General features: G+C 65.8%; 18 protein-coding genes, 2 tRNA genes and 2 pseudogenes. 14 read left to right on the forward strand and 8 right to left on the reverse strand.

Going from position 1 to position 21,507, the window contains the following annotated elements; genetic code table 11:
* Positions 1–38 precede the first annotated feature (38 nt).
* The 3 genes from ACQY9P_RS15105 (at position 39) to ACQY9P_RS15115 (ending at position 1,936) form a co-directional block, all read left to right on the forward strand.
* Positions 39–305, forward strand: a complete 267-nt coding sequence (locus tag ACQY9P_RS15105) for a hypothetical protein (protein ID WP_421738461.1) — start codon at positions 39–41, stop codon at positions 303–305.
* An 84-nt stretch (positions 306–389) separates the two neighbouring features.
* A complete protein-coding gene (locus ACQY9P_RS15110) occupies positions 390–1,190 on the forward strand; it encodes a hypothetical protein (protein ID WP_421738460.1) in 801 nt (266 codons plus the stop codon).
* A 239-nt stretch (positions 1,191–1,429) separates the two neighbouring features.
* A complete protein-coding gene (locus ACQY9P_RS15115) occupies positions 1,430–1,936 on the forward strand; it encodes a MarR family winged helix-turn-helix transcriptional regulator (protein WP_421738459.1) in 507 nt (168 codons plus the stop codon).
* Here the strand turns inward: ACQY9P_RS15115 and ACQY9P_RS15120 are convergent.
* The gene (locus ACQY9P_RS15120) at positions 1,923–2,927 is read right to left on the reverse strand and encodes a P1 family peptidase (protein WP_421738458.1); all 1,005 of its coding nucleotides are present in this window, start codon (positions 2,925–2,927) and stop codon (positions 1,923–1,925) included. The genes ACQY9P_RS15115 and ACQY9P_RS15120 overlap by 14 nt on opposite strands.
* Before the next feature lie 103 nt (positions 2,928–3,030).
* Here ACQY9P_RS15120 and ACQY9P_RS15125 point away from each other — a divergent pair.
* Positions 3,031–3,115, forward strand: a tRNA-Leu gene (locus tag ACQY9P_RS15125).
* A 538-nt stretch (positions 3,116–3,653) separates the two neighbouring features.
* Positions 3,654–6,032, forward strand: a complete 2,379-nt coding sequence (locus tag ACQY9P_RS15130) for a TonB-dependent receptor (protein ID WP_421738457.1) — start codon at positions 3,654–3,656, stop codon at positions 6,030–6,032.
* A gap of 6 nt (positions 6,033–6,038) precedes the next feature.
* Here ACQY9P_RS15130 and ACQY9P_RS15135 read toward each other — a convergent pair whose 3' ends face one another.
* Both ACQY9P_RS15135 and msrB read right to left on the reverse strand, forming a co-directional pair.
* Positions 6,039–6,674, reverse strand: coding sequence for an alpha/beta hydrolase (locus tag ACQY9P_RS15135; RefSeq protein ID WP_421738456.1), 636 nt, complete (start codon positions 6,672–6,674; stop codon positions 6,039–6,041).
* Between the two features lie 107 nt (positions 6,675–6,781).
* Positions 6,782–7,264, reverse strand: a complete 483-nt coding sequence (gene msrB, locus ACQY9P_RS15140; protein WP_421738455.1) for a peptide-methionine (R)-S-oxide reductase MsrB — start codon at positions 7,262–7,264, stop codon at positions 6,782–6,784.
* Positions 7,265–7,345: 81 nt separating this feature from the next.
* On the opposite strand from msrB, the gene ACQY9P_RS15145 reads away from it, so the two are divergent.
* The gene (locus ACQY9P_RS15145; RefSeq protein WP_421738454.1) at positions 7,346–7,924 is read left to right on the forward strand and encodes a DJ-1/PfpI family protein; all 579 of its coding nucleotides are present in this window, start codon (positions 7,346–7,348) and stop codon (positions 7,922–7,924) included.
* Between the two features lie 62 nt (positions 7,925–7,986).
* On the opposite strand, the gene ACQY9P_RS15150 is transcribed toward ACQY9P_RS15145, so the two are convergent.
* Complete coding sequence (locus tag ACQY9P_RS15150) at positions 7,987–8,490, reverse strand: GlcG/HbpS family heme-binding protein (protein WP_421738453.1); 504 nt, start codon at positions 8,488–8,490, stop codon at positions 7,987–7,989.
* Between the two features lie 20 nt (positions 8,491–8,510).
* Positions 8,511–12,430, reverse strand: a pseudogene (locus ACQY9P_RS15155) (LamG-like jellyroll fold domain-containing protein).
* 21 nt (positions 12,431–12,451) lie between these two features.
* Between ACQY9P_RS15155 and ACQY9P_RS15160 the strand changes: the two are divergent.
* From ACQY9P_RS15160 to ACQY9P_RS15170, 3 genes are read left to right on the forward strand one after another with little or no spacing between them, the layout of a single operon-like run.
* Positions 12,452–14,446, forward strand: a complete 1,995-nt coding sequence (locus ACQY9P_RS15160; protein WP_421738452.1) for an acetyl-CoA carboxylase biotin carboxylase subunit — start codon at positions 12,452–12,454, stop codon at positions 14,444–14,446.
* Between the two features lie 42 nt (positions 14,447–14,488).
* The gene (locus tag ACQY9P_RS15165; RefSeq protein WP_421738451.1) at positions 14,489–14,992 is read left to right on the forward strand and encodes a DUF805 domain-containing protein; all 504 of its coding nucleotides are present in this window, start codon (positions 14,489–14,491) and stop codon (positions 14,990–14,992) included.
* Between the two features lie 40 nt (positions 14,993–15,032).
* Complete coding sequence (locus ACQY9P_RS15170; protein WP_421738450.1) at positions 15,033–15,437, forward strand: DUF805 domain-containing protein; 405 nt, start codon at positions 15,033–15,035, stop codon at positions 15,435–15,437.
* 110 nt (positions 15,438–15,547) lie between these two features.
* Here the strand turns inward: ACQY9P_RS15170 and lipB are convergent, their stop codons facing one another.
* Positions 15,548–16,273, reverse strand: a complete 726-nt coding sequence (gene lipB / locus ACQY9P_RS15175; protein ID WP_421738449.1) for a lipoyl(octanoyl) transferase LipB — start codon at positions 16,271–16,273, stop codon at positions 15,548–15,550.
* Positions 16,274–16,343: 70 nt separating this feature from the next.
* On the opposite strand from lipB, the gene ACQY9P_RS15180 reads away from it, so the two are divergent.
* The 5 genes from ACQY9P_RS15180 (at position 16,344) to ACQY9P_RS15200 (ending at position 20,992) form a co-directional block, all read left to right on the forward strand.
* Positions 16,344–16,595, forward strand: a complete 252-nt coding sequence (locus ACQY9P_RS15180; protein WP_007670373.1) for a FliM/FliN family flagellar motor switch protein — start codon at positions 16,344–16,346, stop codon at positions 16,593–16,595.
* A gap of 82 nt (positions 16,596–16,677) precedes the next feature.
* Positions 16,678–16,764, forward strand: a tRNA-Leu gene (locus ACQY9P_RS15185).
* 158 nt (positions 16,765–16,922) lie between these two features.
* Complete coding sequence (mgtE, locus tag ACQY9P_RS15190) at positions 16,923–18,377, forward strand: magnesium transporter (RefSeq protein ID WP_421738448.1); 1,455 nt, start codon at positions 16,923–16,925, stop codon at positions 18,375–18,377.
* A 103-nt stretch (positions 18,378–18,480) separates the two neighbouring features.
* Positions 18,481–19,758, forward strand: coding sequence for a lysozyme-family localization factor SpmX (gene spmX / locus ACQY9P_RS15195; RefSeq protein ID WP_421738447.1), 1,278 nt, complete (start codon positions 18,481–18,483; stop codon positions 19,756–19,758).
* A 79-nt stretch (positions 19,759–19,837) separates the two neighbouring features.
* Complete coding sequence (locus ACQY9P_RS15200; RefSeq protein ID WP_421738446.1) at positions 19,838–20,992, forward strand: isovaleryl-CoA dehydrogenase; 1,155 nt, start codon at positions 19,838–19,840, stop codon at positions 20,990–20,992.
* Between the two features lie 146 nt (positions 20,993–21,138).
* On the opposite strand, the pseudogene ACQY9P_RS15205 reads toward ACQY9P_RS15200, so the two are convergent.
* Both ACQY9P_RS15205 and ACQY9P_RS15210 read right to left on the reverse strand, forming a co-directional pair.
* Positions 21,139–21,224 (reverse strand): annotated as a pseudogene (locus tag ACQY9P_RS15205) (hypothetical protein).
* A gap of 93 nt (positions 21,225–21,317) precedes the next feature.
* Positions 21,318–21,485, reverse strand: a complete 168-nt coding sequence (locus ACQY9P_RS15210) for a hypothetical protein (RefSeq protein ID WP_421738445.1) — start codon at positions 21,483–21,485, stop codon at positions 21,318–21,320.
* Between the last annotated feature and the right edge of the window lie 22 nt (positions 21,486–21,507).

A 21,507-nucleotide genomic window follows, 5' to 3' on the forward strand; every position in this document is an offset into this window, starting at 1 on the left:
CACTCTTGTTGCAATGAAGACAGGACATACGCGCATCCATGAGCGATCCGGACCTTGAAGCGATGGCGGCCGACGAACTGTCGCGCGCCATGACCCTTACTTGGCGTGATCTGTCCAAGGTCGTGCCCTGGGGCGATACGTTTGAAGGCATCTCGCCGGGCGGTCGCGATGTCGAGGTCGAACGCAACTATCTGTGGGCCGGCGACCCCGACGGCGACATCCTGTGCGAGGTCGCCGTCTATGGCGGCCAGACCCGCTATGATCAGGGCGCCCGTGTTCGCGGCGTGATTTACCGCAAGCGGTGACAACCTTCGCCGTGCAAGTGGTCTCCGGTTGCGTTAACCATAGCGCGCGCCATCATGTTGGACGCGAAGCGCGGGGAGGGGTGGGTGTACCAGTCAGAGTTTCCGGTCGACCAGCCCGTGCCGATCTTCGATCCGACGCTGTTGGTCGGATTGATCCTGGCCGCCGTGGTGATCGCCATCATGGCCTTCGCCGCTGGCCGTTTGCTCGGCCGAAAGGACAAGGGCGAGCGGTACCGCGATGTGCCCAAGACCATCCATGACGCCATCAAGGCCAAGTGCGTCGCCGCCACCAGCGCGCCGTCGGGCGAGCTGATCTCCAAGACCCAGGAACTCGTCGAGGAAATTCAACGCCGGATTGGTCCGATCGTCCAGTTTGGCGGTCCGTGCGCCAAGGCTCTGAAGGGGCTGAACGAAGCGCTCAAGGGCGAGCCGCCTCCCGAGGAGAAGGACAAGGGCGGCAAGGACGCACACGGCAAAGGACATGGACACGGCGCTGGCGGTCATGGACCGAGCGGCGACCATGGATCCCATGGCGCTCACGCGGCTCCGTCCGGCCATGGTGGGCATGATCCTGGCTGTCGGTGCGATCAGTGCTCGGTGGCGGTGCTGGAAACAGCCGCGCCGAACGTGACGATTCTCGGCCCCAGGATCGGCGGCCAGACGGTCGTGATCGCCAATCCCCCAAAGCCCCCCGAACCCCATCATGAAGAGCCGGCGGAGAAGGTCTTGGATCACAAGGACTTTTCGCGCCAGGTTCGGATGGCGGTGGTTGATTTCTCCGATTTCTGGAGCCGTGGCGACTGTCTTCTGGAGCTTGAGCGTTGTCAGAAGGCGCTTACCGAAACAGCGCCGCTTCCCAAGCTGAAAGCGCTTCAGATCGACTAGCTTCGTCTCGGCGCCGCTCTGGCGTGCGCGACGTGGCCGCTATGCACAACCGACGGGCGAAATGGCGGGTTTCTGCAGATCACGGGGCAGGATGGTTGAGGCTGTCACACGTGGCGCGCCACATCGCCTAGCGTGGAGCGAACCACTCACGACCGGTTTGTGCTAAGACGCGTAGGATTGGCGAAAAGGTCGTCCTCTAGATGGCGGCCACGCCCCGGGAGGACGAAAGGAAACGGGCCATGACCGCAACGGTCTCTCCCTTGACGACAGCGTTGCCCGATGCCGCCGAGGACGCGCTAAGTCTCGCCGACTATGTGCCCTATCGGTTGTCGACGGCCGCCAGCGCGGTCAGCCGGCTGATCGCCAGGGCCTACGAGGATCGGTTCGGACTGACGATCCCGCAATGGCGGCTGATGTCCGTGCTCGCCGAAGGCGGGCTGACCCAGAACGCGGCCGTGGCGCGCACCGCCATGGACAAGGTTCGCGTCAGCCGCGCCGCCCAGGACCTGGTGGAGCGCCGCCTGGTCAACCGCACCACCGTGCGCGCCGATCGCCGCTCTCATCGGCTGGAGCTGACGGCCGCCGGGCGACGCCTCTACGCGGAAATCGCGCCCCTCGCCCTGGCCTATGAAGCGGCGCTGCTATCGGGTCTGGCCCCCAGCGAGGTGGCGACGTTGAAGCGCCTTCTCGGGCGCCTGGAAGCTGCGGCCACCCAGTTGGCGGGCGGGGAGACTATGATTCCGTGAACGCTCGCGCTTCGTAGACCGCCCGGGCGATCGCGCGGGCCAGACAATCGGCGGCGGCCGATCCGAATCGCGAAACCTCCACCGGTCGCTGTGGTCCAGCGCCCAGCGCGATGGCGCCGGAGGCCAGCGCGAACACGACATCGCCATCAAACGCGGTATGCGCCGGTCTCACGGCGCGACCCATGCCGTCATGGGCCATGATCGCCACCCGCTTGGCTTCCGCCGTCGACAGGTCCGCCGTGACCGCGACCACGGCCAGGGTGGTATTGGCTCCAGCCCGCAACCGTCCCGCCGCGCCCAGTTTTGACTCCTGGGGCAGGGGGTCTGTCGCCGAGACCGGCCCCGTCGGAAAGCGGCCGCCGAATTCGCCGTCGATTTCGAACGGCCAGGCCCAGAATGTCTCGCCGTCGGGCATGTAGACCGAGCCGACGGGATTGGCCGCGACCAGGGCGCCCACCACCAGGCCGCCACCCAGGTCGATCGAGGCCGAGCCCAGACCGCCCTTGATCAGCCCCGCCATCGCGCCACGACCCGCGCCGACCGCACCCAGCGGGAAGTCCTGGCCGGCCGCCGCCACCGCCTTCACGCCCAGCGCGCGATAGGGCGGCTCCAGATCCCAGGCCTTGTCGCCGCCGTTGCCCAGGTCATGCAGCACCGCGCCGGGCACGATCGGGATCGCCGGCGACTGGGGCGATAGCCGGATGCCGACATTGTTCACCGACAGGGCGCTGACCACGCCGTCGGCCGCGCCAAGGCCGAAGACCGAGCCACCGGACAGGCAGATGGCGTGGGCCTTGCTGAAGCTGTTCTCGGGCGACAGGGTTTCGGTCTCGCGCACCCCCGGTCCGCCGCCGCGCACATCGACGGCCGCGCTCCAGCCCTCCGGGCACAGAACGACCGTGACGCCGGTGCGGACGTCATCGTCCTGCACGCTCCCCACCGTCAGTCCAGGAACATCGGTAATCAGGTTGCGTGGGCCCGGCCGCGGCATGTGAGAATCTCCTGCGCGCGACGACTCTAGACCTGTCGCCTCGCCACTGGAATTCGCCGCCGACGCCTGCTAGAGAGACCACCCTTCGCGATGAGCGAAGTCTGCGGGCGTGGTGAAACTGGTAGACGCGCCGGACTCAAAATCCGGTTCCGAAAGGAGTGTCGGTTCGACCCCGACCGCCCGCACCAGAAAATTATCCGATATCGGCGGCGCGGCGTGTTCGTGATCGCGCCACGGCCCTTACCGAAGTCGCAGATCATCCGCGCTTTGACGTTTCGCCTATTTTTCGCGCTTCTCCGCAAAGCAGGAAGACGCCTTTCCCGCGCTCCTCCGACGTCATGCTTTTGGCCGACGCATGGCGCGCCGGCGCTTGAGGCCTTCACGATCGTGAATCAAGTCGTTGAATAGGTTGGTAAAGCCCCTTTTGGCCTAACACCGGCAATGACTGGAAGACGGCCTTGCCGGGCCTGGTCCTAACAGGCTGAAACTTCACCTCAGCCGCACGGGTAGTTGTCGTGGCCGGGGCTGCCGGCCTTGTCGCCTAATATTGGGGCGGTCGATGCGACTGATCGGTCTCATGTCGGGCACTCAGCGGACAGTCGAGCTCCTGGCGCCTTTCCTGGTCGGCGCTTCGCCGGAAATCATCCTCTCATCCATCGTCAGTCTTAGGACCAAACAGGATCTCGCTCGACCTCCCCGTCGCGGCGAGACCAAGAGGGGATAGTCATGAACACCATGCCGAGAAGCGCTTCACGTCGCCTGAAACAGGCGCTGCTGACCGCCACGATCCTGGCCGTCGGGACGCCGGTGCTGGCTCAGCAGGCCGCGCCCGCCGACCAGGTCGATATGGTCGTCGTCACGGGCAAGCGCGTGTCGGAAGCCAGCATCGCCATTGGCACCGACCAGGCGACCGCAACGGTCTCCATCACGCGCGAGGCGCTGTTGTCGGCGCCGGCCGGCGTCACGGGCCTGAAAATGCTGGAGTCCCTGCCGGGCTTCAACGTCCAGGCCAACGACGCCCTGGGCATGTACGAGTTCGGCAACTCGGTCTCGGTGCGGGCCTTCAACTTCCAGCAGATCGGCTTCCTGCTCGACGATATTCCCATGGGCCGCAGCGACCAGTTCGGCGGCAGTCCGATCTATCGCTATGTCGACAACGAGAACCTGCTGCGGGTCACCGCCTCGGCCGGCGCCGGCGATGTGGCGCTGCCCAGCTACGCGTCGCTGGGGCCGATCGTCGACTACTTCACCCAGGCGCCCAGCCAGACCGCCGGCGGCTCGGCCAGCTACACGCGCGGCAGCGATGAACTGAAGCGCACCTTCCTGCGGCTGGAGAGCGGCAAGGTGGGTCCGTTCTCGGGCTATGTCAGCGGCTCGTGGATCAAGGGCGACCTGTGGCGCGGGCCGGGCACGATCGACCGCAAGCACTATGAGGGCAAGCTGCGCTGGGACATCGGCCCGGCGTCGAGCCTGACCTTCCAGACCGTTCACAACGACTATTTCGACTACGACTCGCCGTCGATCACCAAGGCTCAGTACAACGGCTCGGCAGGCGACATCTTTGGTCGGTCGGGTCGCGACTTCGCCTATCTGGGCTATGTGCCGGTTCCGGGCGCGGTGGGTTCGGCCGCGACGGCGACCTCGCTGCCGATGACGGTGGCCGGGGTCCCGTACTCCAACGCCAACTACAACCAGTACTACAAGTTCGCCGTGAACAAGCGGAAGGATCATCTCTACGGCCTGACCTTCAAGACCGCGATCGGCGAGAATATCAGCCTGACCAGCACGGCCTACTACGAGGACAAGGCCGGCTATGGCGTCTCGCCAGAGGCCTACGCCACGTCGCTGGCCAGCTACAACGCCGAGCGGCTGATCGTCGCCGGCCTGACCGCGCCCAAGGGCCTGCAGTACGGCCTGTCGGGGGTCGACGGAAAACGCAAGGGCGTGACAGCCAAGGGCGAATGGTACGTCGGCATCAATACCTTCGCGGCCGGCGTCTGGCTCGAGGACGATGACTATCACCGCACCCAGGCCCGCTATAACGTCGCGAACGGCGATCCGGACGGAACGCCGCTGCTCAACGAGCCGGTCCACCTGCAACGCAACTACACCTCGACGCGCCAGACGACGCAGTTCTTTCTGAAGGATACGCTTAGCCTTCTGGACGACGACCTGAAGCTGGAGGTGGGCTTCAAGACACTGGATGTTGACTACGAGATCAGCGGCTACCGTAACCCGGCCGACTACATCAACAGCCGCAAGCCGTCGATCAAGACCAACTGGTCGGACAGCTTCCTGCCGCAGGTGGGGATGGTCTATTCGGTCGGTCCGCGCGACCAGATCTTCGCGTCCTATTCGCAGAACATGGCCCTGCCGCGCGGCGCGGACGACGTGCTTTCGGCCGCCAGCCCGACCGTTACGCCGCCCGACGCCGAGACCTCGACCAATATCGAACTGGGCTACCGCGCCAACCGGCCAACGTTCAACGCCTCGTTCGTGGTCTACAAGACCGAGTTCAAGAACCGGCTGCAGCAGTTCAACACCATCGTGCCCGGCAGCACCACGGTGGAGAGCTTCTTCCAGAACGTAGGAGCCGTCGAAGCCTCGGGCGCCGAGTTCAGCGGTCAGTGGAAGCCCGAACTTCTGGCCGGCAAGGTCTATTTCAACACCAACCTGTCCTACAACAAGGCCGAGTTCCAGGATGACATCCTGAACTATCGCGCCAGCGCCACGGCCTCTCCGGCGATTCTGGCGATCAAGGGCAAGAAGCTGCCGGACTTCCCTGAATGGATCTTCCAGGGCGGCGTTACGGTCGAGCCCACCGACGGTCTGGTCTTCAACCTGTCCGGTCGCCTGATCGACAACCGCTTCACCAACTTCATCAATAACGAGAAGGCGGGCGGCTACATGATCTGGAACGCCTATGTCGACATGGGCGACGGGTTTGGCTTCGGCCCGTTCGAGCAGGTCAAGGCGCGGGTCAATGTCGATAATATCTTCGACACCGACTATCTGGGCACGATCGGGACGACGGTGAACACCGCCGCCACCTTCCGTCCGGGCTCGCACCGGACCATCCAGTTCACCCTTTCGGCGGACTTCTAGGCTCTTCTAGAACGGGGGCCGCTCGCCGCCTTCCGGCGCGCGGGCGGCCTCCACCTCCCGGATCAGGTCGGCCAGCAGGGCTCGGCCCTTGACCCACGCACCGTGGCCGGACGCCACATTGATGTGTCCGGCGCGGCCAAGATCGACGAACCTCGAACCCCAACCCCGCGCGAAGGCCTCGGCCCGCTCGATCTCGACATAGGGATCGTCGCGACTGGCCACGACCAGGCTGGGAAAGGGCAGTCGCTGGCGGGGGATCGGCGAGAAGCCGGTCAGCAAACGACCGGCCGGCCCCTCGCGATTGACGTCCGCCGGGGCCACCATCAGGGCTCCGCCGATACCCCGTCCGCCCGTGACCTGCGTCAGGTGCGCGACCAGGGCGCAGCCCAGGCTGTGGGCGACCAGGATGGCGCCTGGATTCTGACGCACCGCTTCCGCCAGACTGATGGTCCAGTCACCAAGCGCGGGACGTTCCCAGTCGGTTTGTTCGACACGCTCCGCGCCCAGGGCCCGTTCCCAATGGGTTTGCCAGTGGTCCGGCCCGGAGTTGTAAAGCCCCGGCACGATCAGGATTGGCGGACCCTCGGCGCCCTGGCGGGAGGGCGGCTCGGCGCGAAAACCAGAAGCTTCGGAATAGATCATGACGGGATGCTCGGACGCGCTGCGCGTAGGGCGACCAAAGCCCGCTCCGCGCGATCCGTTCAAACCAGATCGATTTAGTAGAATTATAGAGAAGCTGAAGCCGCCGCTCAGTCGACGGTTGGGTCGCCACGATGCAGCGGGTCGGGCAGGGGATCGCCAGCCTTCACGAACTGCAGCGACACCGAGTTGATGCAGTACCGCAGACGTGTCGGCGCGGGACCGTCAGGGAAGACATGGCCCTGATGGCTGTCACAGCGGGCGCAACGGGTCTCGATGCGGGTCATGCCGTACGAAGTGTCCTTGATCGCCTTGACGTGATCCTCGGCGAAAGGCGCGTAGAAGCTGGGCCAGCCGGTGCCGCTTTCGAACTTGGTCTGATGGCGGAAGAGGGGCAGGCCGCACAGCCGGCAGCAATAGGCGCCGGGGCTTTTTTCGCCCAGCAGGCCGCCGCAGAAGGGCGCCTCGGTGCCGTGCTGTAGCAGCACGCGGGCCTCTTCGGCCGTCAGATCGGCCTCAAGGCGTTCGCGTTCGGCCTCATTGGGGGCGGTCAGGTCGAAGCCGGTGGTCGAGCGTGTGGCGATATCGGTCATGACGACAATGTAGGACGGCTTGCGGCAATCCGGTAGACCGGGCGCCGAGAGTCACCCGTCTTGTTTCCGCAGGAGATCCCCATGACCGTCGCCGTTGCCTTCTTCCAGCCGGGCTGGGCCGACTGGGAAGCGGGATCGGTCCTGGCCCTGCTGCGCGAGCACCTGGGCGTCCAGATCGAGATCGCGACGCCGGATGGCGAGCCGCAGACCTCGATCGGCGGGGTGCTGGCCGCGGCGGACTACAAGTTCAGCGATCCCGTGCTTTCCGACGCCGACGTCTTCCTGTTGATCGGCAGCGACGCCTGGGTCGGGTTCAGGGATGAAGCGGTGTTTGGCCTGCTGCGCCAGGCCGTGGCCGACGGCAAGATCGTCGGCGCGATCTGCGCCGGCACGGTGGCGGCGGCGCGGGCTCGGCTGTTCGAGGGGCGGGCGCACACCTCCAACGGTCAGGACTGGCTGCTGGAACAGGAAGCCGGATATGCAGGCGCGGACGGCTATGTGGACACGCCCAGGGCCGTGACAGCCGGCAAGGTGGTCAGCGCGTCTGGCCTGGCGCCCATCACCTTCGCGGCGGCCATCGGTCGGCTGATCGCGCCCGAGTCAGAGCAGATGCTGGCGGGCTACGAGGCGATGTTCGCCAAGGAATTCTCGGCGGCCTAGACCTGAACAAAGCTTGTCATCCCGGCCACCGCGGGGCGTCCGGGATGACAAGAACCGGAAGGCTATTTCAGCGCGGCCACGCCGGCCCGCGCCACGATCCCGTCCTGAACGGCCGAACCGCCCGAAACGCCGATCGCGCCGACGATCTTGCCATCGACCAGCAGCAGTTCGCCGCCCTCGACCGCTGTGGCGCCGGTGAAGATCGAGTTCAGGGTCCCGGACTTCACCGCGTCCTGGAAGTATGAGGACGGGCGGCGGAAATTGGCCGAGGTCTGGGCCTTTTTCAGCGCAACCTCGTTGGAGCCGTACTGCGTGCCATCCATCTTCTCGGACAGCACCGGCTGGCCGTTCGATTCCAGCACGACAATGACCATGGTCCAGCCATTCTTGCGCGCCTCGGCCTCCGCGGCCGCCGCGATGGTCTTGGCCTCGGCCAGGGTGACGACGCGGGCTGAGTAGGGGGGCTGCACCGCCGCCGGCGCGGCCGGAGCCGGCGCTGTCTGGGCGAGAGCGCTGCCGCTGGCCAGGAAGAGGCCGGCGAGGATCGCGGCGGAGGTCTTCTTCATTGTGGTCTCCTTGAAGCGGATCATGGCAGCACGACCTCGTCATTGAGGGCGGTGTTCTGGGGCTGGGCGGTGACGATCCGAACGCGCAGGCCCATCGCCTTCAAGCCGCCCGGGATCTTTAGCTTCACCGAGGCGACCTTGGGCAGCAAGTCCGTCGGCGCCTTCAGGGCCGGTATCGGCGCGCTGTCCAGAACCTTGCCCGAGGCGTCGATCAGCTCGAGCTTGGCCGCAGCCGCGTTCTGAGCGCCCAGGCTGTGGACCTTGGCGGTGATCGCCGAACCCTTCACCGTGACATCGCCGCGACCCACGCCCAGATCGGCGCGCCTGGCCGGATCATCACCCGCCGGGGTCAGGGCCATGTCGACCACTGTCGTCTGGCGCGGAGCCAGGGTCAGGGTCACCGACCGGGTGCGCTCGAAGGCGACCGAGCGCTTTTCGCCGGCGCCGTCGATGGCGTCGTCGCCATTGGCGTCGAGGCCCTGGGTCAGGCTCCACTGGCCGGGCGAGACGCCCCAGCCGGTCATGGTGGCGACCACGGGCTTGTCGGTCAGGTTATAGGCCACGACCTTGAAGGCCTTGCCCGCGCCCTTGACCAGGATCGCGACGTCTTCGCTCCTGGCTCCGCCTTCGAACCGCCAGCTGACGGTATGGCCCGGCGTCATCTGGGCGCGCTTGTTGGCGATGCCGCCCAGGCGTGAACGCTGCAGGCTGTCGCTGGGGATCTCCACCCGATCCGACCACCAGTGGCCCTCGGTGTGCATGTACATGTGCTGCGAGGCCCACTGGATCTCGTCTGCGTACAGGGTTTCCAGGTAGGTCTTGTCGCCCGTGAGGGTCCAGGCGGCGTAGCGCTCCAGCGTCCCGCCCTTGGCCGCCGTCTTCAGGATGGCGTCCTTGTTGGCGGTGTCGAGTTTCAGGGCGGCGAGCGCGTTTTCGTTGATCTCCTGCAACGACTTGATGCCGTTCTTTGAGATCCGCCACTCGATCGGCTTCAGGTATTTGGCGTCGCCGGTCAGCTTCCAGGCCGACCAGAACACCTGGAACGGACCGCCCGCGCCAGAGCCTTGCAGCACCGTGCCGCCACGCTCGGCGTCGGTGCGCCAGTTGATCTCGTTGGGATAGGAGCCGTCCGCCTTGACGTGGGCCAGATAGCCGTCGGCGACGCCGGTAACGAGGCCGCGCGCGGTCGGGTCGTTATTGTAGTCGCCGATCAGGATCGCGGGGTGGACCACGCCGAACGAGTACGGCTTTTGCCACTCCCATGGCCCTTCGCGATAGGATAGCGCGCCGCTGTACCAGTTGGTGTTGAAGTGCATGTGGCCGGCCGGGTTCCTGTCGATGATCCGGGGCAGGGCCTTGACCGTCGTGAACAGCCGCTCGACCGCCAGCGGGTCGCCATAGTCGAGATACATCGCCTCGGCGTTCGAATTGATGCCCTCCTCGTAGGCGTGCAGTTCATCGGTCACGATGGTCGACAGGCCGTTGGTGAACATGCCGTTGCGGTACGAGGCGTCGGTCAGGCGGTTCAGCGACTCCTTCACCTTGTCGGGATCAACGCCCATCAGGGCCAGGCCCGGCCACTGCTGGGTCAGGTCGCTGTCGTCCGAGATACCGCCCCCGAAGTCGCCGTAGTCGACCTGGCGCTCGTCGATCCACCAGTTGATGAACTTGCTGACCAGCTTCAGGTCCTCGACCTGGCGGAAGGCCCACAGCGGCGTGTCGTCGGTCGGCTTGGGTTGGGCGAAGGTCGGCCAACCCTGGCTGCCATAGGTGATGTCGCCCCAGTATTCGCGGCCGATCTGGTTGTCGGGATCCACCTTCAAAAGGTCGCTGATGTCGGCGTAGAGGCGGCGATACAGGCCCTGGCGCTTGGAGGTGGTGTGCTCCTCGACCAGGAAGGCCCAGTTGTCCTTCACCTGGTTCAGCCGGTCGGCGATGTGCTCGGCCTTGGCGGCTTCGCGGTCCTTCAGCACCAGCCGGATCCTGGTCCCGTCCAGCGCCTTGGGGCCAAAGCTCGTGCTGTCGGCGGCGAGGGTCAGGTACAGGCTGTCGGGCGTCAGGATGCGGTCGCGCAGGTCGAGCCACACGGTGCGCGCCTCGCCGGGCTTCACCGAGACGCTGACGTCGATCATGTTGCGCCCAGGCCAGATCGGGTCCTTGACCTGGATGTTCAGCGGGATCAGCGCGCCGTCGGCCGCGCCGGGTAGGGCGGGTATGTCGATGGCGATCCCGTCAAGACCGTCGCGAGCGTTCTCCCAGCCATAGGCCCAGTTGCGGGCGAGCGGCTGGGCGGCGGGGGCGTCGCCGAAGCCCGACGGGATCAGCACATGGACGATCGGCAGGCCTCTGGCCTCCAGATCGCCGGCAGGGCGCTTTCGGACCGGAGCGCCCTCGGCCAAGGCCACGACCGTGGCGCGCTCGCCGGCCGGGTGGCGGCCGACGATATAGGCGTTGAGGCTGGCCAGGTTCAGATAGTCCGGCGCGGCGTCGGCGCGGACTGTATAGCTCATCTTGAACGCGTCCTTGGGCTCGGCGCCGGCGGTGACGTTATAGGCCCACAGCTCCTGGATCGGGGTTTCCTGGTCGGTGTTGGTGAAGGTCAGAACACCGCCCGTCAGGGGCTGCGCCAGAGTGTTGACGGTGCGGGCCTGACCCTTGGCGCGCGATCCGAGCTTGCTTGCCTGTCCGCCGGTCGGGGTCCACGTCAGGTCGCCATAGGCCGCGCCCTGAATTTCCAGGCGGTTGATCGGTTCGTTGGGCAAGGACAGCTTCAGCGCCTTGCCGCCCTCGACATAGGTGTTCCAGTCGGGAAGCTGAAAATAGTCGTTGCGGCCCTCCAGGCGCGAGCGGTTGTAGACCCCCGGCCAGGTGGTTTCGGGGATGCCGTCATTGGCGCGCCACATCCATTCCTTCAGGTCCTTGGCGTCGGTGAACTCGACCTTGCGGATCGAGGTCGACGGCGCTGACAGGTAGGGCGGCAGGTCCTTGTCGCGGTTCCACCCATAGCGCAGGCGCCAGGCGGCGTGGGTGGCCGGGTCGTCCAGTGTCGCGACGGGGGCGGCGGTTTCGGTGGGCGCATTCCTGGCCAGGGCCGCGATGGCGGCCGCATCGAGCGCGCGGTCGTAGATCTTCAGTTCATCCAGATCGCCGCCGCGCAGGAAGTTGTAGCGGCTCTGCACCTGATGGGGCGCGACCACGCGGGCGGCGACGCCAAATTGGTCGAGGCCCGCGTCATAGACCGCCCTGGTCTCCTTCTTGGCCGCCAGCTTGCCGTCGACGAACAGCTGGACGCCGGTGTTTTCGTCCCAGGTGAAGGCCAGGTGGGTCCAGGCGTCGGCGGCCGGCGGCTTGTCCAGCTTGAAGGATACGCGGGTGCGGGCCAGACCGTTGTCGGTGACGAAGGCGTCGAAGCCGTGGCCGTTCCAGTCGATCCGCAGGAAGGCCATGTCCCAACTGGTGTGGTCGGCATAGCCGACGCGGAAAATCACGAACGGCGCGACGCCGACCGGGTATCCCGACCGCCAGAAGAAGGAGAGGGAGCCTCGCTGGGCCTGGATGTTGCCTGGCGCGTTCCAGGACACCACGCCGTCGTCCTCGGCGTGCAGGCCCTTTCCATGGGCGCCGTTGGCGATCGGGGTCACCTTGTCGGCGAAGTTGGGGATGGGGTCGCCTCTCGCGAGGTCAGCCACGAGCCCCTTTTCGCCGGAGACGTGGAAGAGGAGCGCCGGCTCGCCGGCGGTCGCGGCATGCGCCGCGCTGGCCAGGATCAGGAAACAGGCAGAACCCAGAAACATCGCCTTGGTCACCAACGCATCTCCCTACGATCGTGTGATGGGCATTGTTCTTGGTAACCGGTGTCATGCCCTGTCCCCCGCTTTAGCGCCCTAGGGGCAAGGTTGCAAACATGCCCGGGCCTGATAACCGGTGTCCAACGAGACAATAGGCCCGCAGGGGAAATCGCATGTTCACCAAGATCCTCATCGCCAACCGAGGCGAAATCGCTGTGCGGGTCATCAAGACGTGCCGACGGCTGGGGATCGCGACGGTGGTGGTCTATTCCGACGCCGACGCCGGCAGCATGGCGGTGGAGATGGCCGACGAGACGGTGCACATCGGCCCGTCGCCCGCCAACCAGTCGTATCTGGTGGCCGACAAGATCATCGACGCCTGCAGGCAGACCGGCGCCCAGGCCGTTCACCCCGGCTTCGGCTTCTTGTCGGAGAACGCGGGCTTCGCCCAGCGCTGCGCCGACGAGGGCATTGTCTTCATCGGTCCAAACCCCGGGGCCATCTCGGCCATGGGCGACAAGATCGAGAGCAAGAAGTTCGCCCAGGCCGCCGGGGTAAGCTGCGTGCCCGGACATATCGGCGAGATCGACGACACCGCCCACGCCATCAAGATCTCGGAAGAGATCGGCTATCCGGTGATGATCAAGGCGTCGGCGGGCGGCGGCGGCAAGGGCATTCGGGTCGCCTGGACCCAGCAGGATGTCGAGGAGGGCTTCCCGGCCGTTCGCGCCGAGGCCAAGGCCAGCTTCGGCGACGACCGGATCTTCATCGAGAAGTTCATCGTCAGCCCGCGTCACATCGAGATCCAGGTGCTGGGCGACAAGCACGGCAACGTGGTTCACCTGTTCGAGCGCGAATGCTCGATCCAGCGCCGCAACCAGAAGGTCATCGAGGAAGCCCCTAGCCCCCTGCTCGACGAGGCCACTCGCAACGCCATGGGCGCCCAGGCCGTCGCCTTGGCCAAGGCGGTCAACTACGACAGCGCCGGTACGGTCGAGTTCGTGGCCGGCCAGGACAAGAGCTTCTTCTTCCTGGAGATGAACACCCGCCTGCAGGTCGAGCACCCGGTCACCGAACTGATCACGGGTCTGGATCTGGTCGAGCAGATGATCCGCAGCGCCTGGGGCGAGAAGCTGGCCTTCGAGCAGAAGGACCTGAAGATCAACGGCTGGGCCATCGAGAGCCGCATCTACGCCGAGGATCCCTACCGCAAGTTCCTGCCCAGCATCGGCCGGCTGGTGCGGTACGCGCCGCCGGCTGAAGGTCAGCATGACGGCTATGTTGTCCGCAACGACGCCGGCGTCCGCGAGGGCGACGAGATCTCGATGTTCTATGACCCGATGATCTCCAAGCTCTGCACCTGGGCCCCGACCCGCATCGCGGCGGTGGACGGCATGGGCCGGGCGCTGGAGGACTTCCACATCGAGGGCCTGGGCCAGAACATCCCGTTCCTCAACGCCGTGATGGACCAGGAGCGGTTCCGCTCGGGCAATCTGTCGACCAACTACATCAAGGACGAGTTCCCTGACGGCTTCGCCGGGACCGAGCCGACGGCGACCCAGGCCGACATCCTCACCGTGGTGGGCGCGGCCATGCAGCGGGTTTATGCGGCCCGGGCCCGCACCAATGTCGCCGGCCTCAACGGTCCGGTCCGCGACGCGTGGGTGGTCGCTGTCGGGCACGCCAAGCGCAGGGTGAAACTGGCGGGCGAAGAGACCCTCACGGTCGAACTGCTCGACGAAGGCCGCACCCTGACCCTCTCGGATATCGCCTGGCGCCCAGGCCAGCCGACCTTCCGGGGGCGTCTGGATGGACAGGCCTTCACGGTCCAGGTCGCGCCGGCCGCCGAAGGCTTCACCATCCGCCACCGCGCGGCCAAGGCCCGGGTGCTGGTGCTGACCCCGCGCTCGGCCGAGCTGCATGACAAGCTGCCCGAGAAGCAGGCCGCCGACACCTCCAAGCTGGTGCTGTCGCCGATGCCGGGCCTGGTGGTCTCGATGGACGTCACCGCCGGCCAGCAGGTCCGCGAGGGCGAGGTGGTCTGCGTGCTGGAAGCCATGAAGATGCAGAACATCATCCGCGCCGAGCGCGACGGGGTGGTCAAGGCCGTCAACGCCAAGGGCGGCGATCCTGTCGCAGCGGATGAAGTGCTGGTGGAGTTCTCTTAATTTAGGGTTGTCTGCGCCTCAAGGTTGTTCCAACCATGAGGCATGGCAAGGTTTTCGATCAAAGATGTACTAGGCGTCTATTTCAGCCTGAAGGGACGCATAGGCCGAGGCGATTTCTGGGCCTACGGCGTGGCCTTGACGGTGTTCACCTTGCTGGTCATGGCGGTGGGGCAATTGGCCTCCTCCATGGCGGGCGCGATCATTCAGATGACGGCGATCGTCTTGATGCTGTGGGCCTATATGGGCCTGTTGGTTAAGCGCGGCCATGATCGGGGCCGACCAGCTGTGTTTTCGATTGGCGTCCTGTTGCTGCGTGTCATCGCCAATTCAGTTGGCGAGGCATCGAGCCTCTCGATGTGGGCGCTGGCCGTAGAGGTCGTTCTTGGCGTGTATGTTTTCATCGACTACGCCCTCATAGCGGGCAAAGGCGGTTCCAACCGCTACGGGCCGTCGCCGTCTGGTCCGGGGGTAACTAAGCCGCTGGTTCTGGGCCCGGGCGACGCCCCTGAAAGCTCTGCTCTTCCGACCTCGCCCCCGAACGCCTAGATTGCGCCTCGCGGCGCGTTAGCCGACTCGGAGTCAGGGCATGAACGGTCGGAGTGAATGGGCGGAGTTGTTCTTCTCGTCCAATGGGCGGCTGTCGCGCACGCCGTTCCTGATCGCCGCCGCCGTGCTGATCGGTTTCGGGGTTCTCTATGACGCCGTCGCGCGGGGGCCGCTTCACCTCCTGACGGGATGGTTCGTCTATCCCGTCCTGCTGTTCTCGGGCACGTGCGTTCTGTCCAAGCGCCTGCATGACCGGGGACGGTCCGGCTGGTGGGCGATGCTGCTCATCATCGCCATAGTCGCTGTGTGGCCGCAGCCCGAGCACTTCCTCGACTTCGTGTTCTCGATCGTCATCCTGTGGGCGATGGTCGAACTGGGCGTCATGGGCGGCGAGCAGGGCGCCAATCGGTATGGGGCCAATCCGCTGAAAGCTATTTCGATCTAGTACGGTCTGTCATCCCGGCCGAAGCGCAGCGAAGAGCCGGGACTACGGCAAACGCCAGCGCTTTCGACGGTCCCGGATCGGCCCTCGGCCCTCCGGGATGACGGCAAAACCTAGACCGGCGCTTCGCCGTCTTCGACCGCCCCGAATACCCGCTGAAAGCTGGCCTTCAGCGCCGCGTCGGCTTCATCCATCGTGACGGGCAGGCCCAGGTCCACCAGGCTGGTGACGCCGTGCTCGGTCTGCCCGCAGGGCACGATACCCGAGAAGTGGGAGAGGTCGGGCTCGACGTTCAGACTGATCCCGTGGAAGCTGACCCACTTGCGCAGCTTCACGCCGATGGCGGCGATCTTGTCTTCGCGCGACCAGCCTGGGCCCTTGCGCTCGACCCAGACGCCGACCCGGCCCTCGCGCATCTCGCCGACCACGTTGAAGGCCGCCAGGGCGTCGATGATCCAGGCTTCCAGGGCCGCGACAAAGGCCCGCACGTCGCGGCCGCGCCGGGTCAGGTCCAGCATCACATAGACCACCCGCTGGCCGGGACCATGATAGGTGTATTGCCCGCCGCGCCCGCTCTCGAACACCGGGAAGCGGTCGGGCTCGATCAGGTCCGCGCCCTTGGCCGATATGCCGGCCGTGTAGAGGGGCGGATGCTCCAGAAGCCAGACCAGCTCGCCCGCCGTTCCGTCGGCGATGGCGGCCGCCCGGGCCTCCATGGCGGCAACGGCTGCCGGGTAGGGGACGTATCCGGTCGAAACCGCCCACTCAACGGACGCGTCGTCGCCGCGTCCCAGAAGGCGGTTCCCTTTATTTTCAACGCTTAACGGGCGATCAAGCATACGGCCCTATTCTTGCAAACTCGGCATGGCGACCAAGAATGGTCGAGAGTCGATTCAGGGGCCTTAGTTCGTGAGCCAGGTCAACGCCGTCAATGTCGAGATCTCCGTTCTTTTGGGGCGATCGATTCTACCCATGCAGCAACTGCTGCGCATGGGCCGCGGCGCGGTGATCCCGCTGGACGCCAAGACCAATGACGAGGTCTGGATCCTCGCCAACAATCATCCCATCGCCCGCGGCGAGATCCAGATCAGCGACGATCGCATCGCCATCCAGGTGACGCGCGCCGCCGACGTCTATGACTACATGGCCGGCGGCGTCTGATGCGCTCCAGATAGTTCGCTTTCCGGCAACTCAGCCCTTTCCAAACCAGATTCAGTTTGCTACCTGCCGCCCCTCACCACGTGCGGTCGTGGCGGAATTGGTAGACGCGCAGCGTTGAGGTCGCTGTGCCCGAAAGGGCGTGGAAGTTCGAGTCTTCTCGACCGCACCAGGTGAGATCTAGGACTAGAGCGCGTTTGGCGAAATCGGTTTCCGACTCGCTGGACGCGCTCTAATCGTTTCTGGGTCTGGTTTTGCTTGCGGAAAGCAGGCCTCGCCGCCCATCGCAACACGCCAGGACGCCGCGCCCTCAGAGCTCAGGAGGCCCCCATGACCCGGGACATCGCCGATCTGACCGAGGAACCGCTAGACGACGTCCCGTTTCCCGCGGCCGCCACGCCCGAGGATCTCGAAGACCTCGCCCTGGGCGACGACTACGCGCTCAATCCCGAATATGTGGAAATGGTCGTCGACGCGGCCGACAGTGGCAATACCGAACGGCTGCGTGAGCTGGTCGGAGCCCTCGAGCCCGCCGACGTCGCCGACCTTATGGGCTTTCTCTCGGCGGCCTACCGCGAGGAGGTGATCCCGCTCCTGGATCCCGAGGCGCTTGGCGAAATCATCGCGGAGCTGGAAGACAACATCCGCGAGGAAGTGCTGGAGGCCACCCCTTCGGTGACCCTGGCGCGCGCGCTGGAAGAGCTGGACACCGACGACGCCGCCGACGTCATCGACGACCTGGACGACACCAAGCGCTACCAGGTGCTGGCCGCCATGGGCGAGACCGACCGCGCCGCCATCGAGACGACGCTCTCCTACGAGGACGAGACGGCCGGCCGCCTGATGCAGCGCGAGTTCCTGGCCGCGCCGGAGTTCTGGAGCGTCGGCCACACGATCGACCACGTGCGCGAGGCCGGCGATGCTCTGCCCGAGCTGTTCTTCGACGTCTATGTGGTGGATCCCACCTACAAGCCGGTCGGCGCCATCCCGATAAGCCTGCTGCTGCGCAGTCGCCGCGAGACACGGCTGAGCGAGCTGATGGAGGCGGTCACCGAAATTCCGGTCGAGATGGGCCAGGAAGAGGTGGCCTATATCTTCGACAAGTATCACCTGATCAGCGCGCCGGTCATCGAGTCCGGCGGACGGCTGGTGGGCCAGATCACGGTCGACGACATCGTCGAGGTCATTCGCGACGAGGCGCAGGCCGACATCCTGGCCCTGGCTGGCGTGTCGGACGCCGGTCGTGACGCCAGCGTCGTCGATATCGTCAAGGCGCGTCTGCCGTGGCTGCTGCTCAATCTGGTCACGGCCACCGTCGCCGTCAGCGGCGTCGCGGTGTTTCAGGCCGAGATCGCCCAGTTGGTGGCCCTGGCCATCCTGATGCCGATCGTCTCGTCCCTGGGCGGCAATGCCGGCACCCAGACCCTGGCCGTCGCCGTGCGCGCTCTGGCCAGCAAGGAGCTGACCACGGCCAACGCCCGGCGGATCGTTCTGCGTGAGCTGTCCGTCGGTCTGGTCAATGGCCTGTGTCTTGCCCTGGTGATGGGGGGGGCGACCTACCTGTTCTTTGGCCCCAAGGACCATCACGAAAAGCTCGCCATCATCGTCGGCCTGGCGCTGGTGACCAACATCTTCACGGCGGCTGTCGGCGGCATCCTCGCTCCGCTGGCCCTTGAGAAGATGGGGCGCGACCCGGCGGTGTCATCGTCGATCTTCGTGACGTTCCTGACCGATTTCACGGGGTTCTTCGCGGTCCTGCTGATCGCCGCCCTGCTGCTGCACTGACAAAAGGCGTTCCCGTCTGACGGGAACATGCGGACCGGCCCCTATCTTGCGGGGAGAGAGCCAAACGCATCCGCGTCTGTCTCAAACTGGGTCATTCTTGGCGATGAAACCGCGTCATCAGGTCTCCCGCGCCGCCGTCGATCTCATCAAGAGATTCGAAGGCTACCGAATGAAAGCCGCTCAGCTGCCCGATGGGCGCTGGACGATCGGCTACGGCCATACGCTCACCGCTCGCGGTGGCGCGACCGTTTCGGAAAAAGACGCCGAAGCCCTCCTTCTGTACGATCTCATCTCGGTGGCCCACGCGGTCAACGAACAGACCTATGCGCCGCTGAATCAGAACCAGTTCGACGCGCTGGTCTGCTTCGCTTTCAACATCGGTCTCGACAACTTCATGCGCTCCGGCGTCCTGCGTCGGATCAACGAAGGCTCGCTGCTGCAAGCCGCCTGCGCCATGGAAATGTGGCGCAAGGCCGACTTCGAGGGCGAGCGCATCGTCATCGACGCGCTGGTCCGCCGCCGTTCCGCGGAGAAGGCCCTGTTTCTGACGCCGCCCGACGGCGTCTGGATCGCCGCGCCCAGTCCCGTGCTTCGACCCAAGGTCGACTACGACGCCAGCTGCGCGGTGCCCAAGCAGACTCCCGCTGCCGTCATGGCCCGGTTCGAAGGTGACCGCGCCACGGTCGAGCGCGAGGAAGGGCCCAAGCCCTTCCTGGTGGTTCCTGACGAGGACGGCCTGAGCGCCAGCGAGCAGGCCGCGGCCGCCGTGGGCGCGCGCCTCGAGGCGATATTCCCCGACGAGGACGCGCCCGCGTCATCGGCGCCGTCCGTCCCGGTTCCGGCGCGCGACGACCTGGTGCTGCCCGAACCGCCGGCCCCCGCGCCGGCCATGGCCGCGCCCGCTCCCGTGATCCACGATGAGCCCGAGGCGGCCCGCACGGCGGCTCCGTTCCAGCTGACGCCGGAACCGCCCCAGCAGTTCGCCCGCATGCCGGTTGTCGAGGTGGTCGAGCTTGGCCCGCCGCCGGCTGCCGAGCCCACCCTGTTCGAGACCGCGACGCGGACCTCGCCCTCGGTGTTCAATCTCGACGGCTTCTCGACCAGCGACGATGTCGCGCTGTCGGCTCTGGACGTGCCGTTCAGCGAATCGGAACAGCCGCGCTTCGGCAATCTCAGCCTTCTGGTGAGTTTGGGCGTGCTGGGTCTGGCCATGTTCGGCGGGGGTGTTCTCTGGATCCTCACCGTGGCCTCGGGCCCCGGCTTCTCCCAGATCAAGATGTTCGGCTACGGCGCCAGCATGATTGGCGCGATCTGTTTCGTGGTGTCGGCCTATCTGCTGCTGCGCAAGCTGGCCGGTCCCGACGAACTCGACGAAGAGTAAATCCGTTCAACCCAGTCTGGTTGGCATGAACGCCCGCGGGTCTCGTTGATCCGCGGGCGCTTGTGCTATGGGACTCGCCATGACGACAAATTCCACACCCTCCATGGACTTCGCGCTGGGCGAGACGGCCGACGCGATCCGAGACGCCACGGCCCGCTTCGCGGCCGACAAGATCGCGCCCATCGCCGCGCGGATTGATGAAACCAACGCATTCCCGCGCGAGCTTTGGGTCCCGATGGGCGACCTGGGCCTGCACGGCATCACGGTCGAGGAAGAGTTCGGCGGCCTGGGCCTCGGCTATCTCGAGCACGTGGTGGCGATGGAGGAGATCTCCCGCGCCTCGGCCTCGGTGGGCCTGTCCTACGGCGCGCACTCCAACCTTTGCGTCAACCAGATCCGCCGCTGGGGCACGCCCGAGCAGAAGCATCGCTACCTGCCCAAGCTGATCAGCGGCGAGCACGTCGGTTCGCTGGCCATGAGCGAGGCCGGCTCGGGCTCGGACGTCGTCTCGATGAAGCTGCGGGCCGAGCTGAAGGGCGATCGCTACGTGCTGAACGGCACGAAGTTCTGGATCACCAACGCCCCGCACGCCGACACCCTCGTCGTCTACGCCAAGACCAGCGATCGCGGCATCACCGCCTTCCTGATCGAGAAGGGCATGAAGGGTTTCAGCGTCAGCAAGAAGCTCGACAAGATGGGCATGCGCGGCTCCGACACCGCCGAACTGGTGTTCGAGGACTGTGAAGTCCCCGAGGAAAACGTCATGGGCCCGGTCGGCGGCGGGGTAGGGGTGCTGATGAGCGGCCTCGACTATGAGCGCGCGGTGCTTTCGGCCGGCCCCCTGGGCCTGATGCAGGCCTGCCTGGACGTGGTGTTGCCCTACGTGCGTGAACGCAAGCAGTTCGGCCAGGCGATCGGCTCGTTCCAGCTGATGCAGGGCAAGGTCGCCGACATGTACGTCGCCCTCAATTCCGCCAGGGCCTATGTCTACGCCGTGGCGCGGGCCTGCGATGCGGGCAAGACCACGCGCTTCGACGCGGCCGGCGCGATCCTGCTGGCGTCTGAAAACGCGGTGAAGACCTGTCTGGAGGCGATTCAGGCTCTGGGCGGCGCGGGCTACACCAAGGAATGGCCGGTGGAGCGCCTGCTGCGCGATGCAAAGCTCTATGACATCGGCGCGGGAACGAACGAAATCCGCCGCTTCCTGATCGGTCGGGAACTGGTCGGATCGTAGTGAGGGCTATCCCGGGTCTTGCTGTGCTCGCACGGGATAGCAGCCTTCAACGCATGAAAAAGGGCCGTCCCGGTTTCCCGGAACGGCCCTCCATCGTCGTGGCCGCAGTTCGCGGCGTGACTAGATCCTAAAGCGATTCAACGCCTTCAGGCGGATACCTCGATCTTCAGGCTCCAGGTCACGACCCGCGACCTCGGTTGGAGACAATGAGACACTGGTCACCTCCTTTCAGTTGTTGAACAACACAAGGAGAGTATGAGCGCGATTTCGACGGCGTGAAAAGCGATTTCCGTGCGACCGGGCGTCGCGCCCGCAGCGCCTGGAATCAGGACGCCAGCAGCTTGATCCCGATGACGACCGCCGCCCAGAACAGCATCGTGGCGCCGACCAGGATCGAACGCTGCAGCGAGAAGCGATGAGCGGGTGATGTGAGGATGTCCGCCGGCTTGACGCGGCGGTCCATGACCATCGTGAATTTGACGGGCTGAAACATTGGCTAGGCGTCCTTCCCTTGG

It is taken from the genome of Caulobacter sp., from assembly GCF_965279145.1.
Lineage (GTDB): Bacteria > Pseudomonadota > Alphaproteobacteria > Caulobacterales > Caulobacteraceae > Caulobacter.